This window comes from Stenotrophomonas maltophilia (assembly GCF_006970445.1).
Taxonomy (GTDB): domain Bacteria; phylum Pseudomonadota; class Gammaproteobacteria; order Xanthomonadales; family Xanthomonadaceae; genus Stenotrophomonas; species Stenotrophomonas maltophilia_AU.
In genome coordinates this window covers 1,914,431-1,933,853 of the sequence record NZ_CP033877.1, presented here as the reverse complement: position 1 = coordinate 1,933,853, position 19,423 = coordinate 1,914,431, and the positions used below count along the sequence as shown (strand labels likewise).

The following is a 19,423-nucleotide window of genomic DNA, read 5'->3' as shown; positions in this document are numbered from 1 at the left end:
GTGCGCCTTACAGCGCGCGATACACCCGCTCGGCCGCGTCGAACACATTGCCCGGTGCGAACTGTTCGCTGAGGAAATGCAGCGACTGCCGGCGCAGCTGCGGCGAACGATCCTCTCCATCGCTGCCCAGCAGGACCTGCTGGAACTCGATCAGGTCCTGCAGGACGCGCCAGTGCCGGTACCAGGCGATCCAGCGAGGGTCGCCACGGTCACTGCCATAGCCCTCTTCGAATCCCAGCGGATTCTCGCGCCCCCAGCGCCCACCGACAGCACCACCGATGAACATCAGGTCGCGCTCGCGCGGTGCCAGCGACAGGCCATCCCAGTCGATCAGGTGCAGGCCGCCGTCGTTGCCCATCAGCAGATTGCCGGCATGCAGGTCGGTGTGGCACAGGTGCAGCCGCACCGGGACATCCTGCAACGCCGCGTACAGCTGCAGTGCCTGCGCATGCAGCGCCGCGATACGCGCGTGCTGCTGGTCCCAGACAGAAACAAAGGCACGGCCCAGCCCATCCCTGGCAGCCGCCAGGCCCTCCCCGGCCAGCCATTGCCCGACGGTATCAAGCGCTGCGGTTTCCATCCGTATGCTCGGCAGCGCCGCCTGCAACTCCGGTGGCGGGCACGCGTCGTGCAGGCGCCGCAGCACTTCGCCCAACCGTTGCCATTGCGCGCGGCTCAACGCCGCTTCGAAGCCGGACTGGCCTTCCACATAGGGGAACAGGGTGAACTGCAGGCCCCAGCGCTGCACCGACGCCCCACCGGTCAAAGCCGGCCAGGGTGCAACGATTTCCTCGATACCCAGCGTGCCGCGCAGCCAATGCAGGGTGTCCCAGACGGCAGGGGCAACCTGGTAGCTGCGGCATTTCAACCACCATTGCCCGCGACGTGCATCGATGCGATACACGCTGGCGTTGGCATCGGCGCCAACCGGGCGTGGCACCACGGCGGTAGCGGTGATGCCATAGGACTGCTGAAGGACTTCGCCGAGATGCTGCGCCGAAGCGAATGACATGGATGCAAGCGGAAAGTATTACCTGACGCCACTATCGCAGATGCGCGGGCCGCGACACAGACATGTCCGTCACAACATCGTGCCTGCGCGACCAAAGTGCTAGCCGGCGACGCGCCGCATCACCGCTTCCAATGGGCCCCGCGTGAACCGCCAGGACCACAGCCACGCTGCGCCCGTGGCCAGCATCAGGAACAACAATGCCCACAGCAGCACGGCCGGCAGCGAAGCGCTGCCATCGAGCAGGCCCAGCCATTCCAGCGTCCCCATGCCCAGCAGGATGTGGCCGACGTACAGGGTCAGGGTCATCCGCCCTGCCGCGGTGAGTGGCTCCAGCCAATCCCCCGGATACCGGCGGCTGACCCACAGGCACGCGGCAATCGCGCTGCAGGCCGCGCCCGCACCGGTCAACACGTAGGCCGGTCCCGGCGGCATCGGCTGCGTTCCCAGCCACAGCTGCCAGGGCGTTCCCTGTGCAAGGTGCTGCACGCCCTGGCCCACGCCGATCAGCAGAAGGCCCAGCAGCAACAACGCACGCTGCACCCTCGGCTGTGACAACTGCAGGCGTGCCAGCAGCATGCCCAGCAGGAAGAAGCACATCCAGGGCAGCAGCGGATGGAAGCCATTGAACAGCAGGTTGCGGGCCGCGCCCGGCCATTGCCACAGACCGGCGTATTCCAGCGTCTGCCAGTTCCAGCCCTGGCTGTAGTCCCAATGCAGCAGCGCCCAGAACGAGCCGGCAGCCAGGCAGGCGATGCTGGCCAGCAACACCTGCGGCGAAGCACGCAGCCACAGCACCGCCAGCGCGAAATACACCGCGTAGTAGTGCAGGATGTCGGCCGGGAACAGGGTCAGGTTGAGCAGGCCCAGCACCAGCAGGAACAGCGCGCGCCGCCAGGTCTGCACGCTGGCCTGCATCCAGCCCGAGCGCTGCGTGGCCAGTACCAGGCCAAGCCCGGCCAGGGTAACGAACGTCGCCGAGGCCTTGCCTTCCAGCAGATGGAAGCATCCCGCCAGCCACCCATCACCGTCCGCCTCCACGGCCATTGCCAGGCGGAAGTTGACCAGCACCATGCCAGCCAATGCGAAGTAGCGCGCCAGATCCAGCCCATGCAGGCGGCGGTCCATGGCACTCATGCGCGTGCGCCCAGCAGCAGCGCAAGCAGGCCGAGATCCAGCGATGCCTCATTGGTGCCACCGGCTCCGCCCAGCCCTCGACGCAGGGCATCGCTTTCGATGGCATCCAGCAGCACCTGCGCCTGCAGTGCCGGGGCCAGCACGGGACGCCGACGTTCGCGCTGTGCCACCTGCTGCAGGGCTTCGGCCAGCGTCGCCTGCAATTGCCTGCGATTGGCCGCAAATGCCTCGGCCACCGCCGGATTGCGTGCGCTCTCGGCCAGCACTTCGACGGCGAGCGTTGCCCACTCCGGTTGCCGGCACAGGGCGTGGAAGTCCTGCAGGAAGCCCAGCACCTGCGCGCGTTCGCCGTCAGCCGCGGCCAGACGCTGCAACAGCGGCGCCAATTCCTCGCTTTCGGCCACGGCCACCGCAAGGATGATCGCCTCCTTGCCCGGGAAATGGTTGTAGAGATTGCCGAGGCTGACGCCGGCTGCCTGCGCGATGTCACGCATGCTGGTCTGGTGGAAGCCCTTGACGAGGAAACACTGCAGGGCCGCCTGCAGGATCTGCGCGATGCGTTGCTCGTTGCGGTCGATTCGGTTCATGCCACAAATAGTGAACGAACGTTCGTCCATTTTTAAGGGCGCACGGATCCGCCGGCAGGGCACCGTTCAGCCCGGCCCAACGCTGCCCTGTGCGGTTTCAGAAGAACTCGTCGAGAAGACGGTAGAACGCCAGCCGCCGTTCGTCGGCCGCAACGCCATAACGACGGAACAGCGGCGCGACCCAGCGCGTGTCACCGAAGTTGTGGACCAGGCTGCGCGCGGCCAACGCCAGATCCTGGTAGCGATCGGCCACGCCCAGGCGGCCACAGTCGATGAAACCGCTGAAACGGCCCTCCACTGCCAGCAGGTTCGGCAGGCAGGCGTCGCCGTGGCTGACCACCAGATCCTCGTGCTCGGGCCGGGTCGTGCGCAGTTCGGCAAATACCTGCTGCGCGCTCTGCCCCAGGCGCTCGTCATCGAAGTCATCGGCGTCGACCAGGCCCGCCTCGACCCGTGCCTGCGCCGCCTGCAGGCGCGAGGCCAGCCGCTGATCGAACGGACAGGCCGTCACGGGTATGGCATGCAGGCCCCGCAACGCATCGGCCAGCAGTTCCACCAGATGCTCGGGCGGCAGCTCCGGTGACGAAGCCAGATCGCGCCCAGGCAAGGCACTCATCAGCAGCCAACGCCGTCCCGTCTCCTCGGCGGTGGCGATCACTGCAGGCGCCGGCTGCCCCTGTCCCTGCAGCCAACGCAGGCGGGCAATTTCATCGCCCAGCTCACTGAAGGCATCGATCACTTCCGATTTCAGGAAGGCATCGGCCTGTCCCGGGCGATGCACGCGGGCGACGTCTGCGCGCGATACGCCGATCGACTGCCGCTCGATGCGCGCATCGGCCAATGTTTCCCGCCACGCCCACGGCAGCGGCATGCCATCAGTGAAGGGATTGGGTGCTTCCATGCCGGGATGTTCCTGTTGCCGGTGACCCCACGGATTCTCGCTCATCCTGCACGGACCGCGGCCAACAGCAGCGCGGAAAAGTACATGCCTGCGCCGAACACGCTGTGCGCCACCAGGCTGCGCAGCCGCGCCTTGCCAGGCGCTGGGGTCTTCGAAGCGGCAATGCCGGCGCCCATGCCCGGCTGCAGGATGAAGAACGGCGCGGCAACACTGAGAATGCCGAAGGCCAGCGCCGGCCACAGGGTCGGCGCCTGCACCCAACCGTTCCCGACCACGGCCAGCAACAACGCGGCGAAGACCACACCGATCACGTAATGCGCGGTCCACCCCAGCGCGCGCTCGCCACTGACCGCTGCCGAGCGGCCAATACCCTCATGGCGGAACCGTCCACGCGCCAGGTGCCCCAGCCAGCGGCCGACCATCGCAAAATCCAGCGAGGGAATGCCGAGCACCCTGCGCTGCAACAACGCCCAAAGATCCATCAGCGCGGTCGCACCCACGCCGATCACTACCGCGTCAGTCACGAATGTCGTCGCCCAGCCACTCATGTCACTTACCTTCAATTATTTGCTTGAATGATAGATCGATGCTAGCGTGCCCGGCATGAACGCTGCAACCGAGCTGCCGCCATCCCCGCTGGAAGCGCTGGCCGAGATCGCCCGCACCCTGGGCCACCCGCACCGCCTGGCCCTGCTGGAGCACATCGCCCAGGGCGAGCGTGCGGTCGAGCGCCTGGCCGAACTGAGCGGCCTGTCGGTGGCCAATACCTCCCAGCATCTGCAGCAGCTGCGTCGTGCCGGCCTGGTGCAGACCCGCCGTGACGGCAAGCGCATCCTCTACCGCAGCGGTGACGGCCCACTGGGCAACCTGCTGGCCGCGCTGCGTGACTATGCCGACCACCAGCGCAGCGAAATGCAGGGCGTCCTCACCGACAGCCTGCAGCGCCGCGATGCACTGGAAGGGCTGACCGTCGAGCAGTTGCTGGAGCAACGCGACAGCGTGGTGTTGTTGGACGTACGCCCTCGCGAAGAATTCGATCTGGGCCACCTGCCCGGCGCGCTGAACATTCCCGCTACGGAACTGCACGCACGCATGGACGAACTGCCGCGCGCCGTCCACATTGTCGCGTACTGCCGCGGGCCCTACTGCGTGCTGTCCAACGATGCGGTGATGATGCTGCGCGACGCAGGCCTGAGCGCGCAGCGGCTGGCCGCCGGCTATCCCGAATGGAAAGCCGCGGGCCTGCAGGTTGAATTGCCCCGACACTGAGCGAGCCGTTTGTCATGGACGATGCGATTTCCCCGTTGATCGATGCTGCCTGGCAACGCGTGTTCGCCGGCCAGCGCACGTTGCAGGAGGGGCCGCAGCTGCACCTGGCCTGCAGCGATGATTTCGACGGCGGTGAGGACGGCATGCTGTTGCGGCCGGTCGCGGGCCCCGCCCGTGCGCTGCTGCGCCCTGCCCTGGTCGCTCGCCTGCAACTGCATGTGCAACCGCACTGGACACTGGCGCAGCTGCAACAGCGCTTGCAGCAGCTCGGCCAGCACACGCACGGCGCCGACCGCGTCTTCTACGTCCCCACCGCAACACTCGCCACCCTTGCCGAATACCCTGCCCCACCGCATATCCGCCGGCTGGGCCCAACCGACGCCGCAGCGTTCAATGCGTTCCAGGCCAATGCCAGCGAGGACGATCTCGATGCCGCCTGGGTCGAGCTGGATCACTGGCAGGTGTTCGGTGCCTTCGATGGGGAGCACCTGCTGGCCGCTGGCAGCATGTATCCCTGGAGCCTGGATGCAGCCTTCGCCGATATGGGCGTACTGACCCTGCCAAGGGCCCGCGGCCGTGGGCATGCACGCCAGCTGGTGCACGCCATGGCCGTGTCCGCACAGGCGGCCGGGCTGCAGCCGCAGTACCGCTGCCAGCTCGACAACAGCGGCTCGATCATCACCGCCGAACGCAGCGGCCTGCGTGCGTTCGCGGATTGGGACACCGTTCTGGCGGCCGACTGAGGCCGCCGCAGTAAAACAAGGAAGCAACATGAAATTGATGGTCATCGGCGCCAGCAGGGGCCTCGGTCGAGCGTTTGTAGAAGGCCTGTGCAGTGCGGGCGACACCGTCATCGGCGTTTCGCGCAGCCGTCCGCGCGACCTTGAATGCCCCGAGGGCGTCACCCTGCAGTGGATCGAAGCCGATCTGTCCCAGCCCACCCTCGCTGCCAATCACATCGCAGCACAGGCGCCGGCCGATCTGGATGTGCTCATCCACAACCTGGGCATCTGGGAAGAGACGGCCTTCAGCGACGAGTACGCCTTCCTCGACGAAAGCGATGCCGCGCTTGCCCAGCTGGTCGACGTCAACATCACCGCCACCCTGGTGCTGCTGCAGCGCCTGCTGCCGAGGGTTCTGGGCGCAGCACGCCCACAGCTGGTGCTGACCGGCTCGACCTCGGCACTGCCGCGCAGTGGTCGCCCGGAAGTGGCCTTTGGTGCGTCCAAGTTCGCGCTCAACGGCATCGCCGATGCGCTGCGCGAAGGCTTCCGGGATCGCCGCCTGGCGGTAACCAGCCTGCAGCTGGGCTACCTCAACACCGACGATGCGCTGTCGGTACCGGTAGCGGACGCCGCAGCGCGCGGCGACGGCGCACTGGTGCCGGTCCATGATGTCGTGGCGATGGTACGCGCCCTGCTGCAGCTGTCATCGTCCGGCTTCGTGCGCGAGCTGGTGCTGCCCGCCATCGCCGACCCGCGCTACTGACCGCCTCTGCGCAGGCAAGGCTCGACCTTTTCGCGCAACAGGTAGCCAAGCATGATGGCGACCAGCACGGTCGCCATCGCCAGGACGAACAGCTGGCCACGGACGGACTCCATGTACGCCTGGGCCAGCACCGTTCTCGAAACACCGGGCAACGCCTCCACCGCTCCCCCAAGGTCGCCCATGGACAGCCTGTGCACGGCGGCGCGGGCAACAACGCCGGTCTCCTGCGCCACACGTCCGCCAATCCGGGCCGCGAGCAGGATGCCGACAAGCGCGAGGGCGACTGAATCACCTGCCAATCGCATGACATTGAAGATGCCGGCAGCCATGCCTGCCTGCTCCTTGCCGACCACGCTGACCGCCAGGCCATCCATGATCCCCCAGGGAAGGCCGATGCCGATACCGATGACCAGCATCGGCATCCAACGCACCGACGGGGATTGGAACACCTGCGCAAGCCATGCCAGGCCCACGGCAGCGATCAGCAGGCCAGCACAGCACAGCGCGCGCGCCGGAATCCACTGCAGCAGGTAGGCTGCGACCAGGGGAACCACCAGCAACGGCGCAGACAGCGCTGCCATCGCCAGCCCAGCTTCGGTCGGCCGCAGACCTTCGACACCGATGAACCCCGCCGGCAGCACCACCAGAAGGACGACGTAGGAGAACGCAGGCGCAGCGGCGAGAATCTGTACACCGACAAAGCGCCGGTTGCGGAACAGACCGAGATCCAACAGGGGTGTTCGATGGGAACGCTCCACGGCAATGAACACGCCCAGCAACACCACCGCGAGCGCCAGCAGTACCAGCGTCTGCGGATGCAACACACCGCGTTCCGGCAGCACGATCATGGCGTAGGTCAGTGAACCCAGCGCCAGCATGAAGGTAAAGGCACCCAGCCAGTCCAGGCGAGGCGAACCGGCGTTCTTTGATTCGACGGATGACACGGCAACCAGGGGCACCGTCAGCGCAGCCAGCAACGCGGGCAGGAAAAACACCCATTCCCAGCCCAGCGCATCGATCAGTGCACCCGCCATCAAAGGACCGCCTGCGGCCCCCACGCCGAAGGTGGTGCCGATCAGGCTGAAAACCCGGGCCCGCGCCTGGCCATCGAACACCTGCGCCAACGATGCCATTGCGCCCGCGAACGCTGCCGAGGCCGCCATCCCCTGCAGCAGTCGCAGGACATTGATCCATGCCACATCGGGCATCAAGGGGATCAGGCCGGTGACGAGCGCAAACAACACGCCTCCCACGATCCAGGTTCTGCGCCTGCCATGCAGATCGGCCAGGCCACCGGCCACCAGCGTGGTGCAGCCGTAGGTCAACAGGTAGGCGTTGATGATCCAGGACAACGCTGCAGGCGAGCCACCCAGCGCGGCGCGGATGGCAGGAATGCCCACCGCGGGGCTGGCAATGCTCAACGGAATGGTAAGCGCGGTCAGGCAGCCCGCAAACACCACACCAAGGCGTGATGATCCGGCCGTCGCAGCAGAGGCAACAGACATGTCGAGGAAGCTCCAGCGTGGCCAGGCGCCACCGCATTGATGCTAGCCACGACCTTATTCTGCAGGAATCCACCAGTGGGTCCGTGCTTTAATGACATGAATGTCATCAATGGCCTCATATGGACAGCTTTGCCGGTCTCAGCCTCTTCGTCCTGGTCGCCGAGGCACGCAGCTTCGCCTCCGCAGCGCGACAGCGTGGCATTACCCCGTCGGCGGCAAGCAAGACCATCGCCCGGCTGGAAGAGCGCCTGGGCGCCCGCCTGCTGAATCGCAATACCCGCAGTGTCAGCCTGACCGCCGAAGGCGAGCAGTTCCTTGAACGCTGCAGGCGCATCATGAACGAGGTCGCGGCGGCCGAGCGCGAGCTGACCGACGCCCACGCCGCGCCCAGCGGTCGACTGAAAGTCAGCCTTCCACTGGCCAGCGGACTGATGCTGCCCGCGCTTTCGGCGTTTGCGCACCGTTTCCCGGCCATCGAACTCGACCTGCACTTCAGCGACCGTCTTGTCGATGTCATCGAGGAAGGCTTCGACGCGGTCGTGCGTACGGGCAGCCCCGCCGACTCCAGGCTGCACGGCCGCAATCTCGGTAGTACCCGGCTGCTGTGCGTGGGTGCCCCTGCGTACTTCGCCAAACGCGGCACGCCACAGCATCCGGACGAACTGGGCAGCCACGCGTGCCTTCTCCATCGCTTTCCCGGCACCGGCCTGATCGAACGTTGGCCACTCTCCGCGCATGAGGGAGGAGCTGAGCCGCGGCTGGCGCCCGCAATGACCGCCAATCATCTTGAGACGATCCTGCACATGGCCATCGACGGCCACGGCATTGCATGCCTGCCCGACTTCGCCACCCGCGATGCGCTCGACCGTGGCGTGCTCGTGAGCGTTCTGGACCCATGGAGCACCGAGCACAGCACCTTCTGGGCACTCTGGCCAAGCCATCGCCATCAGCAGCCGCGTGTTCGGGTGTTTGTCGATTTCATGGCCGAACACCTCCTTCCCGGAAACGACCGCTGCAATTGAACCTGCGCGCTGCTGCGACTACGCTGCTCGTCACTGGCCGTCGGTCACAGGCGGGAACCTGCTATGGATGCGCTTTCACGGGTTTCGGCCCAGGTCCTGGACAGCGCCCTGCCCAGCCTGCCGCTGTACCTGCTGCAGGCCACGGCGGTGATCGGCATGATCGGCGTGCTGCTGATCGCCACCCGTCGCGCCGGGCACGCCATTGAAGGCCGTCGCCTGTATGTCGGCGTAGCGCTGGGCCTGATCTACCTGTTCAACTCCTGGTTCGTGGCCCGTTACACCCAGGGCGTGGTCAAGCTGCACCTCGGCTTCGACATCCTGCTGGTCAGTGGCCTGCTCGGTGGCTGGCGCGGCGGCCTGGCCTGCCTGGCCGCCGCCCTGCTCGCCCGCTACCAGTTCGTCGGCACCCAGTTCTTCCTGCCTGCCAGCCTTGAGGCCGTGTTGCAGATGGTGGCCGGCGTCTGGCTGCGCAGGCGCCTGCACCCGCGCATGCTCAACGAACTCTCGCCGCGCATGATCCTGCAGGCGTGGTCCGTGCGCATCGGCATGACCGCCGTGGGCCTGGCGTTGGGCGTGGCGATCATTGGTGCCGATCAACTACCGGTGGCCGAGCTGGCGATCCAGCGCGTGCTGGCACTGCCGGTCTCGCTACTGATGCTCGGCGCGGTGTTCGCGCTGGTCTACAACGATGCCCAGATCGATGCGCAGCGTCAGCGCGAACAGGCATGGCTGCGCATCGATCCGATCAGCGGCCTGCCCAACATGCGGGCACTGGGCGAACGGCTGCAGCAGTACTGGCGCGACAACGACGGCATCGGCAAGGCCTGCCTGATCGTGGCCGAGATGGGCAACCTGCGCGATCTGCGCCTGCGCTACGGGCCGTTGCAGGACAACGGCCTGTGGCAGCGCGACAGCACCGAAGAGGTGCATCGGTTGCTGCCCTCGCTGCCGGCTGCGCAGCTGGAGATCTACCAGTTCGGTGATGCCGCGCTGGCGATCCTGGTGCGCGGCCTGACCTTGTCCGAACTGCGCACACAACCGCAGATCACCGAGTTGGCCAGCAACCTGGCCGATCGGGTCGGCCGCGATTGGCCCGGCTTCCGGCCGCTGTTCCGCTGTGCAGTGGTCGAATTGAAGCCCCCCGTTGACGCCGACGAAGGACATCTTCCGTTCCGCGCGATCACCGTGGCACTGAGCGCGATCGAGTCGGGCGTGGTGTTTTTCGATGATCCGATCCAGCGCGACAGCGAGATCGACGACCTGATCGAGGTCGCGCTCGAACGCTGGCTGCAGCAGGGTGATGCGCCACTGTGCTACCAGCCCAAGCATCGGCTGCGCGATCGCCTGCTGGTCGGCGCCGAAGCACTGCTGCGCATGCGCGACGGCGAAGGCCGGCCGATTGCACCGATGCGGGTGATCTCGCTGCTGCGCCGGCAGGGGCGGCTGGCAGACCTGGAATGGGCCACGCTGCAATCGGCGGTGCGCTTCCTGCAGCATTGCCGGCAGGACGGCGCGGCACTGACCATCGCAGTCAATGTTTCAGCCGAATCCCTGCGCCTGCCCGATTTCGGCCTGCGCCTGCAGGAGCTGCTGCAGCTGCACGACATCCCCGGCGCGATGCTGCGGCTGGAAATCGTCGAATGGACCGAGATCGTCGAGCGTGACGTGGTCGATGCCAACATCGCACAGCTGCTGGCAGCCGAGGTCACCCTGTCGCTGGATGACTTCGGCGCCGGCTATTCGACCTTGATCCTGCTTTCGCAGCTGGCCATCGCCGAGGTCAAGATCGAGCAGGCGCTGATCGCCACGCTGTCCGACGCCAAGTCGCAGTCGATCGTGCGCTTCATCGTCGAAGTCGCGCACCGCTGCGGCGCGATCGTGGTGGCCGAAGGTACCGAGACCCTGGCGCAGGAACAGCAGCTGCGCGCACTGGGGGTGGATGTCGGCCAGGGCTATCTGTACTCGGCGGCGCTGCCGGCGGATGAGTTCCGCCGGTTCGCCGCCGCCTGATCAATCCAGGCGCATGGACAACTCGACGTCGTCGGTAAACGGCAGCGTCAGGTAGCCGCTGCCATCGGAACGCACGCGTTGCAGGTAAACAGGGCTGTCGTCTGCATTGTCGGCCAACACCAGTGCACCCGGTCGAAGCCGCGCCTGCAGCAGATCCAGCACCTCCGGATACAGCACTTTGGCCCCATCCAGCAGCACCAGATCGATCGACTCCGGCAGGTCTGCCGCCAGGGTCTGCAGTGCATCGCCAACCCGCAGTTCGACCAGGTCGGCCAAGCCAGCCTCGCGCAGGTGAGCGGCGGCTCGATGCGCCTTGTCCGGTTCGAATTCGGTTGTGATCAGGCGGCCACCACCGTTGTCACGCAAGGCAGCGGCCAGATGGATGCTGGAGATGCCGAAGGAGGTGCCGAACTCCACGATGCTGCTGGCGCGGCTGCTGCGCGCCAGCAGGTACAGCAACCGGCCGGTCTCGGGCGACACCGGGAGCCAAAGGTCTTTCAGCAGTTCACGATACAGCCGGGTATACCCACTACGACTGGCCAGCAGGCGCTGCCGTTCATCGGCAGGAACCGCCCTCAGTGCCGGGCTGCACGCTGTGTTGGCTTCTTCAAACAGGCGCTGCAGCAGCGGCGCAACCGGGGAGGACATCAAGGTGTTCATGGTTGAATTCCAGGGCAGGGAGAAAGGGGGCGACGCCCCATCGGCGTCCCGTCGCCATGCTTGAGGGGCCCTCGGGCCCGCTCTAGAATGCGATGGATTCGTCGCAATAAAGCGTACGAACTCCCCCTGCCGCTGACTATTCGCATTGGAATCCGTCCATGGCCGAACGCCGTCCACCACAGATTTCCTCGAGAAAACAGCCTCGCCAGGTTCGCTCCAACGACCTCGTCGCGGCCATCCTCGAAGCGGCTGCTCAGGTTCTGAAGCAGGAAGGCGCGCCTCGCTTCACCACGGCACGGGTCGCTGAGCGCGCCGGCGTCAGCATCGGTTCGCTGTACCAGTACTTCCCCAACAAAGCAGCGATCCTGTTCCGGTTACAGCAGGATGAGTGGCAGCAGACCGCCGGCATGGTCCGCGACATTCTGCAGGACGGCACGATTCCGCCTTTGCAACGGCTACGCCGCCTGGTCCATGCATTCATCCTCTCCGAGTGTGATGAGGCGCAGACACGCGGAGCGCTGAGCGACGCTGCACCGCTGTATCGCGACGCGCCGGAAGTGCAGCAGGCACGAAGCGTTGCCGACACGGCGATGGAAGCGTTCATGGCCGAGGCCTTGCCCAGGGCGTTGGAAAGCACACGCCGGCGGGCTATCGATCTGATCGAGACCTCGCTGGGCGCCTGTGGGCGCGAGTTCTCAAGCACGCCGCGCAGCAACGACGAGATCCATGCCTGGTCGGATGCCGTGGCCGATATGTTCTGCGCGTATCTGCAGCAGCTGGGCGCATCCGACGTAGGCCGGCCAGGGCGGCGCGTGCGGCGTCAGACCGCGTAGAACCCCAGGAACATCGCCACCGCCGATTCGGCCACGCGCGCACGCTCCTGTGCGGTCAACGGTGCCTGCCCCATCGTCACCTGTGGCCAGAACGCGAAGCTCTTCACCAGCCCATGCAGCTGGTGGCCGGCGAACTCCGGATCGACCTCGCGCAGCCGGCCATCGGCGATTGCCGCGCGGATCCAGGCGCTCTCGCCACTTTCCTTCTCGCCCATGCGGCAGACGATGGCCTGCGCGCGCTCCGGTGAGTGGATGATCTCGGCCATCGCGACCCGCGCCAGATCGATGAAGTTGCCATCGCTGAGCAGGTCCAGCTTCTGGCCCAGCAACTGCAGCAACTGCGTCTGCAGCGGCTGGTCGGCGCGGTACGGCAGTGTGTCGCCGGCCACGCTGCGCTCCCACAGCTCCTCCAGGATCATCGAGAACAGCGCTTCCTTGCTCGGGAAGTGGTTGTAGACGGTGCGCTTGGAGACCCCCGCCGCCTCGGCGATGCGGTCCATGCTGGTCGCCTCGTAGCCCGATGCACGGAACTCCTCCACCGCCGCACGCACGATGGCCTCGCGTTTGCGGTCAGTCAGGCGTTGCGGGGCACGGGACATGGCAGGAACCGGATAGCTGAACGGATGCCTCCATTTTACACTCAGCAGTGTACTTTTGGAAAACACGAAACTACACTGTGCAGTGTACCCCGCGGACGTCACCCATGAAGCGCCTGCTCCTTGTCCTCCTGCTTGGAATCCTCGCCGTGACCGCCTACACCTTCTGCAAGTCCTGGTCCCTCCCCGACTTCCCCGATTCGCCGCAGTACCGTGATGGCAAGTTCCGCAATGCCCTGCCCCGTCCGGCGATGGGCCTGCGCGACGGTGCGGAGATCTGGTGGACGTTCCTGTTCAACAAGCCCAAGGGCACCGTGCCCGCTCACCCGATTCCGGTGCAGCCACTGGACCGCGCCACGCTGGACGCCGCACCGGATCGCAGCCTGTTCCGGCTTGGGCACTCCACGATCCTGCTGAAGCTGCGTGGCCAGTACTGGCTGACCGATCCGGTGTTCTCCGAGCGCGCCTCGCCGGTGCAGTGGATGGGGCCGGCACGCTTCCATGCACCACCGATCAGCATCGACGCGCTGCCGCCGATCGCAGGCGTGATCCTCTCCCACAACCACTATGACCACCTCGACCATGCCGCGGTCATGCAGCTCGTCGGCAAGACCGCGCGCTTCATTGCACCGCTCGGCGTCGGCGACCAGCTGATCGCGTGGGGGGTGGATGCGCGCAAGGTCGAGCAGCTGGACTGGTGGCAATCCACCGAAGCCAACGGCCTGCGCCTGACCGCGACCCCGGGCCAGCACTTCTCCGGCCGCGGGCTGGGCGACAGCGACCGCAGCCTGTGGGCCTCGTGGGTGATCCAGGACGGTGACTTCCGCATTTTCTTCAGCGGCGATACCGGCTACTTCGACGGCTTCAAGGCCATCGGCGAAAAGTATGGTCCGTTCGACCTGACCATGATCGAGACCGGCGCCTATGATCCGCGCTGGGCGTTCGTGCACATGCAGCCGGAACAGACGCTGCAGGCGCACCTGGACCTGCGCGGAAAGTGGCTGCTGCCAATCCACAACGGCACCTTCGATCTGGCCCTGCACGCATGGCAGCAGCCGTTCGAGCGCATCACGGCATTGGCGGCCGCAAAGAATGTGCCGGTGGCCACGCCTATGATGGGCGAAGCACTGGACATGCAGGCACCGCAAGCGGGTACGCGATGGTGGGAGACGGTGGAGCTTTAGTGGGGTGGTCGCCGATTCTTGCCGCCACTACGTCTTTGAGTGAAGCCTGCGCCCTTCCCGGTCCAGATTGAGCTGCAACGCGGCAGCGGCGAGTTCCGTCATTTCCACCGTGACTTTGTCGCTGCCACGCGCTCGCAGCCAACCGAGAATGTCGACGAGGTGCCAGATCGAGGTCGAGCCGTCATGCACTGGGGACGGAAACGACTGCGGGTTGGCCAGCATGAGCTTCCGCATGTTCTGACGCGACATTCCGACCAGGTCTGCTACGTCAGTGAGCCCCACCAGATCGGGGCTCACTTCAACCAGCTCGGCACCGGGCACGGCCCGCTGCACATCGTCCAACGCCGAACGCAGGGCAGCCGTTGCGTTTTCCGCTTCGCGGTAGAAAGCCAGGGCCAGCCTTCCCGGTAGCCCAAGGCCCACAAGCGCATCGTCACAGCCGCCTTCGGCCAGGCGCTGCTCGAGGACGCCGATTTCATCACCTGTATCCGCCAGGCGGTATTTCAGGGTGAAGTTGAATTCCATGATTGCCCCCCTTCGCTTCTGACGAAGCCTGATCTCATTGCTCACGACTGCAGTTCTCGACCACACGCCGTAAGGCCCTTGCATGATTGCTGCCACTGCGCGGCGTGCTCCAGATGCTCACGATGCAGAATTCCCCGCATCGGCAATCGGTGTCGTTGTAAGGACAGTACATCCGGCCCCACGCATGGCCGCCCGCAATGCGGAGCCTCCACCCACGATCCTCCGCGAACTGCAACGCCGCTTCGATGTCCTTGTCTGGATGACGCGCTCGAGACATTCCCTGTTCTCCACAGTCTGCACACGGTACACGCAGGTTGTCAAATGACAACCACCTAGAAAACCAACCCCGATGTGACCCTAGCCGAACCGCGTTACACGTCCAGAGCCACATCCGTCTGCGCTTCCGCGATGGCAGCGCCAGCGTCCAGCGGCGCTGCAGTGCGTCATGTAACCGATTACATCCCTTGCTAGCGTAGCGCTCGCCCGATTCCGGTCGAACCTGCGAGGCTGTCCGTAATGACGTTGCGCGCCGAACGCTCCAAGGTCTCCACACCCCTTTTCCCGTTGCGCCCTGCCGCTGCCCTGCTGTTGGCCGCCCTGGCCTCCAGCGCACAGGCACAGACCCTCCCCCCGCGCAACCAATGGCAGGCCAGCAGCTCCTCGCAGCAGGTACCGGCGATGGCGATCAGCCACCTGATCGACGGCGACCCGAAGACCGTCACCGGCGGCGCCTTCAGCCCCGGCCATTGGTTCCAGATCGACCTGGGCGCGCCCACCCTGCTGGCCGGCGCGCGCCTCACCTGGGATGTCTCCAACCCGGAAGGCTATTCACTGCAGACCTCACTGGATGGCACACAGTGGCAGACCGCGTACACGATGGCCGATTCGCTGGGCGACGTGGAAACACTGTACTTCGCGCCGCGGCAGGCGCGCTACCTGCGGCTGGCCAGCCCGCAGCGCACCTCCGATTGGGGCGTGTCGATCTTCGAGATGGAGCCGCTGGACAGCACGCTCAGCGCACGCATCAGCGGTATCAATGCAACGCAGGCGGCGGCGCTCTGGCAAGGCGGCGGCACCGTCGCGATGCCGGCCGGGAAAGGTGGATCCCATACGCTCGCGATCACGCTGCCGCAGGCTCAATCGACGGCTGGCCTGGTGGTCGACTGGGCCGATGGTGCGCGAGGCGCCGCCCGACTACAGGCGCAGGACGCGCAGGGCCGTTGGCAGGACCTCGCACACGATGCGCAGGCGGCCAGCCATCGGCAAAGCTGGTTGGCCGCCACTGCAGCACAACCCATGCGAGCATTCCGCCTGAGCGTGGACGGCGCTGCCCCGCAGATAGCTCGCCTGCGCCTGCTCGGCCCGAAAGCCGTGATGACGCCGATGAAGCAGTATCAGATCACCGCCAGCGGCGCACAGCGCGCGATGTTCCCGGCGTCGCTGCAGCTGCAGCAGACCTATTGGACGGCCGTCGGCGTGCACGCGGGACGACAGAAATCGATCTTCGACGAATACGGCAATCTGGAAGCCTTCAAGGGCGCGCCGTTGGTGCAGCCCATTTGGCGAAGTGCTGACGGGCGCGCCGCTGGCGCGGCAGGACAGCCGATACAGCACGCATTGCGCGACGGCTGGAAGCCGATGCCCTCCGCCACCTGGTCACCGCAACCTGGCCTGGAGCTGCGCAGTGAAGTGTTCGCCATCGAGCGCGATGGCCAGCCGGTGACCTTCCTACGTCATCGCCTGCACAACACCGGAAAGACCCGCATCGACGGCACGCTCAGCCTGGTCGTGCGCCCGATGCAGATGAACCCGCCATGGCAGAACGGCGGGCTGTCACCGATCCGCGATGTGGCCATCGATAGGCAATCCGTGCGCGTCAATGGCCGCACGCTGCTGCAGTCGCTCACGCCGGTGGCTGCGTCCGGCGCGGCGCCGTTCGGCAAGGATGGCGCAACGGAAATCACCGCGAACATCGCTGCCGGCCATCTGCCTTCCGCACAACAGGCGCATGATGACCAGGGTCTTGCCTCTGCAGCATTGAACTACCGCATCGCGTTGGCGCCGGGAACCAGCGATGCCATCGTGGTCGCGTTCCCGTTGGGCACCGCCGCTGCGGATGCCAATGGCGTGCTGCCCGAAGCGCCTGCGCTGGATCTGGCCACGCTGCCCCGCGATGCCAATGCGGCGTTCGATTCACTGGCCACGCGGGCCTCCGCGGACTGGCAGGCACGCCTGGGCCAGGTAGGCCTGCGCCTGCCCGATCCCTCACTGGTCGACATGCTGCGCGCGCAGGCGGCCTACATGCTGATCAACCAGACCGGCCCTGCGATGCAGCCCGGTCCGCGCAACTACAACCGCTCCTTCATCCGCGACGGCATGGCCACCTCGGCGGTGCTGCTGCGCATGGGTGAAGCCCGCGTCGCACGCGACTACCTGGCCTGGTACAGCGAACACGGCGTGCACGGCAACGGCCTGGTCTCGCCCATCCTCAACGACGATGGCAGCGTCAACACCGGCTTTGGATCGGACATCGAGTACGACAGCCAAGGGCAGTACGTAGCGTTGGTGGCCGATGTCGCGCGCCTCGATGGTGGACCGGAATCGGTGCGTGCCTACCTGCCCAAGGTGAAGGCCGCGCTGCATTTCCTGCAGGAACTGCGCGAACGCACGCTGGTGCCCGGCTACAAGGCCGACCAGCCATCGCCGGAGCGCTTCGCGGGCATCCTTGCACCGTCGATCAGCCATGAGGGCTATCCGTCTCCCACCCACAGCTACTGGGACGACTATTGGGGCCTGAAGGGTTGGCACGACGGCGCGTGGCTGGCCGAGGCACTGGGCGACCACAAGACTGCAGTGTGGGCACGGGAACAGTACACACTGCTATATGACGCGCTGCACGCGTCGATCCGGGCGACGATGGCGTGGAAAGGCATCGACTTCATTCCGTCCTCGGCCGACCTGGGCGATGGCGACCCGACCGGCGTATCGATCGCACTGGACCCGACCGGCGCGCAGAGCGTGCTGCCCGCCGAGGCGTTGAAGACCACCTTCGCGCGTTACCTGGAGGACGTCCGCAAGCGCAGCCAGCCCGGTGCGCTGTACGCCTACACGCCGTACGAAATCCGCAACGTGCTGAGCTATGTGCACCTGGGCCAGCCGCAGGCAGCCGATGAGCTGCTGCAGGGTCTGTTGCATGACCGGCGCCCGCTTGAGTGGCAGGTGCTGGCCGAGGTCGTGCACTCGCGCCTGCGTTTCCCCCGCTACCTGGGCGACATGCCGCATACCTGGATCGGCGCCGAGTACGGCCGCACGCTGTTCGGCATGTTGATGCGCGAGGACGATGATGCGTTGTCGCTGCTGCCGGGCACGCCCCCGTCGTGGATGGCTGGCGATGGGCTGGCGGTGGAACGCCTGCCAACAGCGTATGGCACGTTGCAGATGCAGGCACGGCAGCGCGACGGCACGCTGACGGTCACCTTGGGCGATGGGCTGCGCAGCGGGACGGCGGTGAAGGTCTGGTGGCCGGAACGCACGAAGCCGAGATCGGTGCGTGTGGATGGGCGTAGCGTTTCCGACTTCGATGCCGAGGGTGTGCGGCTGGCGAAACCGTTCAGGACGCTGGAGGCGCGTTGGTAGAGCAGCCGAGCATGGCTCGGCTCTACAGAAGGCAGACACCGCCAGTAGATCCACGCCATGCGTGGATGCGCTTGTCGCGTCAGAGCGTCGGCAACCCTGGCGGATTGGTCTGCGACTGCGGCACCGCTTCCTCGGCCACGTTCCATCGCTTCAGTGCCTGCGCGTAGGTGCCGCTGCCGATCTGGGTGTTCAATGCCTGCGTCACCGCGTCGGCCAGGCCGCTGCCCTTGCGCGTGGTCACCGAGATCGCCGCGGCGTTCGGCCAGCCGCCAGGGAACAGGCCCACGCGCCGCACCTTGCCGTCGCGTGCCGAGTACGCGCCGGTGGCATTGGGCTCGAACGAGACATCGGCACGGCCGGTGATCACCGCCAACCGGCCGACCACGGCGTCATCGAAGTACTGGTACTCCACCGGCTTCAAGCCGGCGGCGATGTTCTGCTGGTCCCACTGCCGCAGGATCTGGTCCTGGTTGGTGCTGGCACCCACCACCACCTTCAGCCCTGCGACATCGGCGGGTTTTTCAATCTTCTGGATTGGCCCGTCGCTGCGCGTGTAGATGCCCAGCAGGTCGTAACGGTAGCTGGAGAAGTCGAACTTCTTCTTGCGCTCTTCGGTCACCGTCACGTTCGACAGCACCGCATCGTACTTGCCTGATTCCAGACCCAGCGGCCAGTCGGCCCACGCCACCGGCACGATCACCAGCTTCAGGCCCAGCCCATCGGCGATCAGCCGTGCGATGTCCGGCTCGATACCGACCACGTCCTTGCTGTCGACACCATAATCGGCCAGCGGCAGCTGCCCAGGATGGGTGGCCACAGTGAACGTGCCGGGCGTGACGAAGCGGTAGCCGGCGGGAATCAACGCCTGCGCCTTCGGATCGAGCGTGCCCTTCAGCACGGCCGTGTTCGCACCGGCCAGGCTGGTCGCGGCCACGACGCCGGCATCCGGTGCCTGGCGCACGCGCGAATAGACGATGCCGGCGATACCGATGACCAGAACGCCTCCGATCAACAGGGCGCTGCGTGAGATTCGACGCGGTGCTGCAGGGCTCATGGTGTTC

18 protein-coding genes are annotated in these 19,423 nt (G+C 66.2%); 8 read left to right on the top strand and 10 right to left on the bottom strand.

The genetic code is table 11. The features are described 5' to 3' along the window. Positions 1-7 precede the first annotated feature (7 nt). The 5 genes from EGM71_RS08965 to EGM71_RS08945 all read right to left on the bottom strand — a co-directional run bounded on the left by EGM71_RS08965 (position 8) and on the right by EGM71_RS08945 (position 4,182). Entirely contained in the window at positions 8-1,012 is a 1,005-nt protein-coding gene (locus EGM71_RS08965) for an aminoglycoside phosphotransferase family protein (protein ID WP_188489272.1), read from the bottom strand. A 99-nt stretch (positions 1,013-1,111) separates the two neighbouring features. Further along, a complete protein-coding gene (locus EGM71_RS08960) occupies positions 1,112-2,146 on the bottom strand; it encodes a heparan-alpha-glucosaminide N-acetyltransferase domain-containing protein (protein ID WP_188489270.1) in 1,035 nt (344 codons plus the stop codon). Beyond that, positions 2,143-2,733 carry a TetR/AcrR family transcriptional regulator gene (locus tag EGM71_RS08955; protein WP_188489268.1) on the bottom strand — a complete coding sequence of 197 codons (591 nt, stop codon included), beginning with the start codon at positions 2,731-2,733 and terminating at the stop codon, positions 2,143-2,145. The genes EGM71_RS08960 and EGM71_RS08955 overlap by 4 nt, the downstream gene beginning before the upstream one ends. Before the next feature lie 97 nt (positions 2,734-2,830). Then, entirely contained in the window at positions 2,831-3,634 is an 804-nt protein-coding gene (locus tag EGM71_RS08950) for an APH(3')-II family aminoglycoside O-phosphotransferase (RefSeq protein ID WP_188489266.1), read from the bottom strand. 41 nt (positions 3,635-3,675) lie between these two features. Continuing rightward, positions 3,676-4,182 (bottom strand): DUF2938 domain-containing protein, encoded by a 507-nt coding sequence (locus EGM71_RS08945; protein WP_188489264.1) that lies wholly within the window; start codon positions 4,180-4,182, stop codon positions 3,676-3,678. Between the two features lie 55 nt (positions 4,183-4,237). On the opposite strand from EGM71_RS08945, the gene EGM71_RS08940 reads away from it, so the two are divergent. Genes EGM71_RS08940 through EGM71_RS08930 form a run of 3 tightly spaced genes read left to right on the top strand, consistent with a single transcriptional unit; the run spans position 4,238 to position 6,391 of the window. Further along, positions 4,238-4,903: an ArsR/SmtB family transcription factor gene (locus EGM71_RS08940; protein WP_188489263.1), complete on the top strand. Its 666-nt coding sequence runs from the start codon at positions 4,238-4,240 to the stop codon at positions 4,901-4,903. Between the two features lie 14 nt (positions 4,904-4,917). Continuing rightward, a complete protein-coding gene (locus EGM71_RS08935; protein ID WP_188489261.1) occupies positions 4,918-5,646 on the top strand; it encodes a GNAT family N-acetyltransferase in 729 nt (242 codons plus the stop codon). A gap of 28 nt (positions 5,647-5,674) precedes the next feature. After that, positions 5,675-6,391, top strand: coding sequence for an SDR family NAD(P)-dependent oxidoreductase (locus EGM71_RS08930; RefSeq protein WP_188489259.1), 717 nt, complete (start codon positions 5,675-5,677; stop codon positions 6,389-6,391). Here the strand turns inward: EGM71_RS08930 and EGM71_RS08925 are convergent. Next, positions 6,385-7,896, bottom strand: coding sequence for an MFS transporter (locus EGM71_RS08925; RefSeq protein WP_188489257.1), 1,512 nt, complete (start codon positions 7,894-7,896; stop codon positions 6,385-6,387). The two genes, EGM71_RS08930 and EGM71_RS08925, sit on opposite strands and share 7 nt — an antisense overlap. 119 nt (positions 7,897-8,015) lie before the next feature. Between EGM71_RS08925 and EGM71_RS08920 the strand changes: the two genes are divergently transcribed. Further along, positions 8,016-8,918 carry a LysR family transcriptional regulator gene (locus EGM71_RS08920; protein ID WP_188489255.1) on the top strand — a complete coding sequence of 301 codons (903 nt, stop codon included), beginning with the start codon at positions 8,016-8,018 and terminating at the stop codon, positions 8,916-8,918. Between the two features lie 63 nt (positions 8,919-8,981). Beyond that, complete coding sequence (locus EGM71_RS08915; RefSeq protein WP_188489254.1) at positions 8,982-10,928, top strand: EAL domain-containing protein; 1,947 nt, start codon at positions 8,982-8,984, stop codon at positions 10,926-10,928. On the opposite strand, the gene EGM71_RS08910 is transcribed toward EGM71_RS08915, so the two are convergent. Further along, the gene (locus tag EGM71_RS08910; RefSeq protein ID WP_188489252.1) at positions 10,929-11,588 is read right to left on the bottom strand and encodes an O-methyltransferase; all 660 of its coding nucleotides are present in this window, start codon (positions 11,586-11,588) and stop codon (positions 10,929-10,931) included. A 158-nt stretch (positions 11,589-11,746) separates the two neighbouring features. Here EGM71_RS08910 and EGM71_RS08905 point away from each other — a divergent pair, with 158 nt between their 5' ends. Continuing rightward, on the top strand, positions 11,747-12,421 hold the full coding sequence (locus EGM71_RS08905) for a TetR family transcriptional regulator (protein WP_188489250.1): 675 nt from the start codon (positions 11,747-11,749) through the stop codon (positions 12,419-12,421). Here the strand turns inward: EGM71_RS08905 and EGM71_RS08900 are convergent. Beyond that, positions 12,409-13,020, bottom strand: coding sequence for a TetR/AcrR family transcriptional regulator (locus EGM71_RS08900; protein WP_188489248.1), 612 nt, complete (start codon positions 13,018-13,020; stop codon positions 12,409-12,411). The genes EGM71_RS08905 and EGM71_RS08900 overlap by 13 nt on opposite strands. Before the next feature lie 104 nt (positions 13,021-13,124). On the opposite strand from EGM71_RS08900, the gene EGM71_RS08895 reads away from it, so the two are divergent. Then, a complete protein-coding gene (locus tag EGM71_RS08895) occupies positions 13,125-14,201 on the top strand; it encodes an MBL fold metallo-hydrolase (protein ID WP_188489246.1) in 1,077 nt (358 codons plus the stop codon). Between the two features lie 27 nt (positions 14,202-14,228). On the opposite strand, the gene EGM71_RS08890 is transcribed toward EGM71_RS08895, so the two are convergent. After that, the gene (locus EGM71_RS08890) at positions 14,229-14,726 is read right to left on the bottom strand and encodes a helix-turn-helix transcriptional regulator (RefSeq protein WP_188489244.1); all 498 of its coding nucleotides are present in this window, start codon (positions 14,724-14,726) and stop codon (positions 14,229-14,231) included. Between the two features lie 516 nt (positions 14,727-15,242). Here EGM71_RS08890 and EGM71_RS08885 point away from each other — a divergent pair. After that, positions 15,243-18,362, top strand: a complete 3,120-nt coding sequence (locus tag EGM71_RS08885) for a discoidin domain-containing protein (protein ID WP_188489242.1) — start codon at positions 15,243-15,245, stop codon at positions 18,360-18,362. A 79-nt stretch (positions 18,363-18,441) separates the two neighbouring features. Here EGM71_RS08885 and EGM71_RS08880 read toward each other — a convergent pair whose 3' ends face one another. Next, on the bottom strand, positions 18,442-19,416 hold the full coding sequence (locus tag EGM71_RS08880) for an ABC transporter substrate-binding protein (RefSeq protein WP_188489240.1): 975 nt from the start codon (positions 19,414-19,416) through the stop codon (positions 18,442-18,444). Positions 19,417-19,423 lie beyond the last annotated feature (7 nt).

Bases quoted from the DNA above. Each gene is read 5' to 3' on its own strand.
- EGM71_RS08950 (WP_188489266.1), bottom strand. From the start codon at position 3,634: ATGGAAGCACCCAATCCCTTCACTGATGGCATGCCGCTGCCGTGGGCG.
- EGM71_RS08905 (WP_188489250.1), top strand. From the start codon at position 11,747: ATGGCCGAACGCCGTCCACCACAGATTTCCTCGAGAAAACAGCCTCGC.
- EGM71_RS08930 (WP_188489259.1), top strand. From the start codon at position 5,675: ATGAAATTGATGGTCATCGGCGCCAGCAGGGGCCTCGGTCGAGCGTTT.
- EGM71_RS08910 (WP_188489252.1), bottom strand. From the start codon at position 11,588: ATGAACACCTTGATGTCCTCCCCGGTTGCGCCGCTGCTGCAGCGCCTG.
- EGM71_RS08890 (WP_188489244.1), bottom strand. From the start codon at position 14,726: ATGGAATTCAACTTCACCCTGAAATACCGCCTGGCGGATACAGGTGAT.
- EGM71_RS08880 (WP_188489240.1), bottom strand. From the start codon at position 19,416: ATGAGCCCTGCAGCACCGCGTCGAATCTCACGCAGCGCCCTGTTGATC.
- EGM71_RS08965 (WP_188489272.1), bottom strand. From the start codon at position 1,012: ATGTCATTCGCTTCGGCGCAGCATCTCGGCGAAGTCCTTCAGCAGTCC.
- EGM71_RS08915 (WP_188489254.1), top strand. From the start codon at position 8,982: ATGGATGCGCTTTCACGGGTTTCGGCCCAGGTCCTGGACAGCGCCCTG.
- EGM71_RS08940 (WP_188489263.1), top strand. From the start codon at position 4,238: ATGAACGCTGCAACCGAGCTGCCGCCATCCCCGCTGGAAGCGCTGGCC.
- EGM71_RS08925 (WP_188489257.1), bottom strand. From the start codon at position 7,896: ATGTCTGTTGCCTCTGCTGCGACGGCCGGATCATCACGCCTTGGTGTG.
- EGM71_RS08960 (WP_188489270.1), bottom strand. From the start codon at position 2,146: ATGAGTGCCATGGACCGCCGCCTGCATGGGCTGGATCTGGCGCGCTAC.
- EGM71_RS08945 (WP_188489264.1), bottom strand. From the start codon at position 4,182: ATGAGTGGCTGGGCGACGACATTCGTGACTGACGCGGTAGTGATCGGC.
- EGM71_RS08885 (WP_188489242.1), top strand. From the start codon at position 15,243: ATGACGTTGCGCGCCGAACGCTCCAAGGTCTCCACACCCCTTTTCCCG.
- EGM71_RS08895 (WP_188489246.1), top strand. From the start codon at position 13,125: ATGAAGCGCCTGCTCCTTGTCCTCCTGCTTGGAATCCTCGCCGTGACC.
- EGM71_RS08955 (WP_188489268.1), bottom strand. From the start codon at position 2,733: ATGAACCGAATCGACCGCAACGAGCAACGCATCGCGCAGATCCTGCAG.
- EGM71_RS08935 (WP_188489261.1), top strand. From the start codon at position 4,918: ATGGACGATGCGATTTCCCCGTTGATCGATGCTGCCTGGCAACGCGTG.
- EGM71_RS08900 (WP_188489248.1), bottom strand. From the start codon at position 13,020: ATGTCCCGTGCCCCGCAACGCCTGACTGACCGCAAACGCGAGGCCATC.
- EGM71_RS08920 (WP_188489255.1), top strand. From the start codon at position 8,016: ATGGACAGCTTTGCCGGTCTCAGCCTCTTCGTCCTGGTCGCCGAGGCA.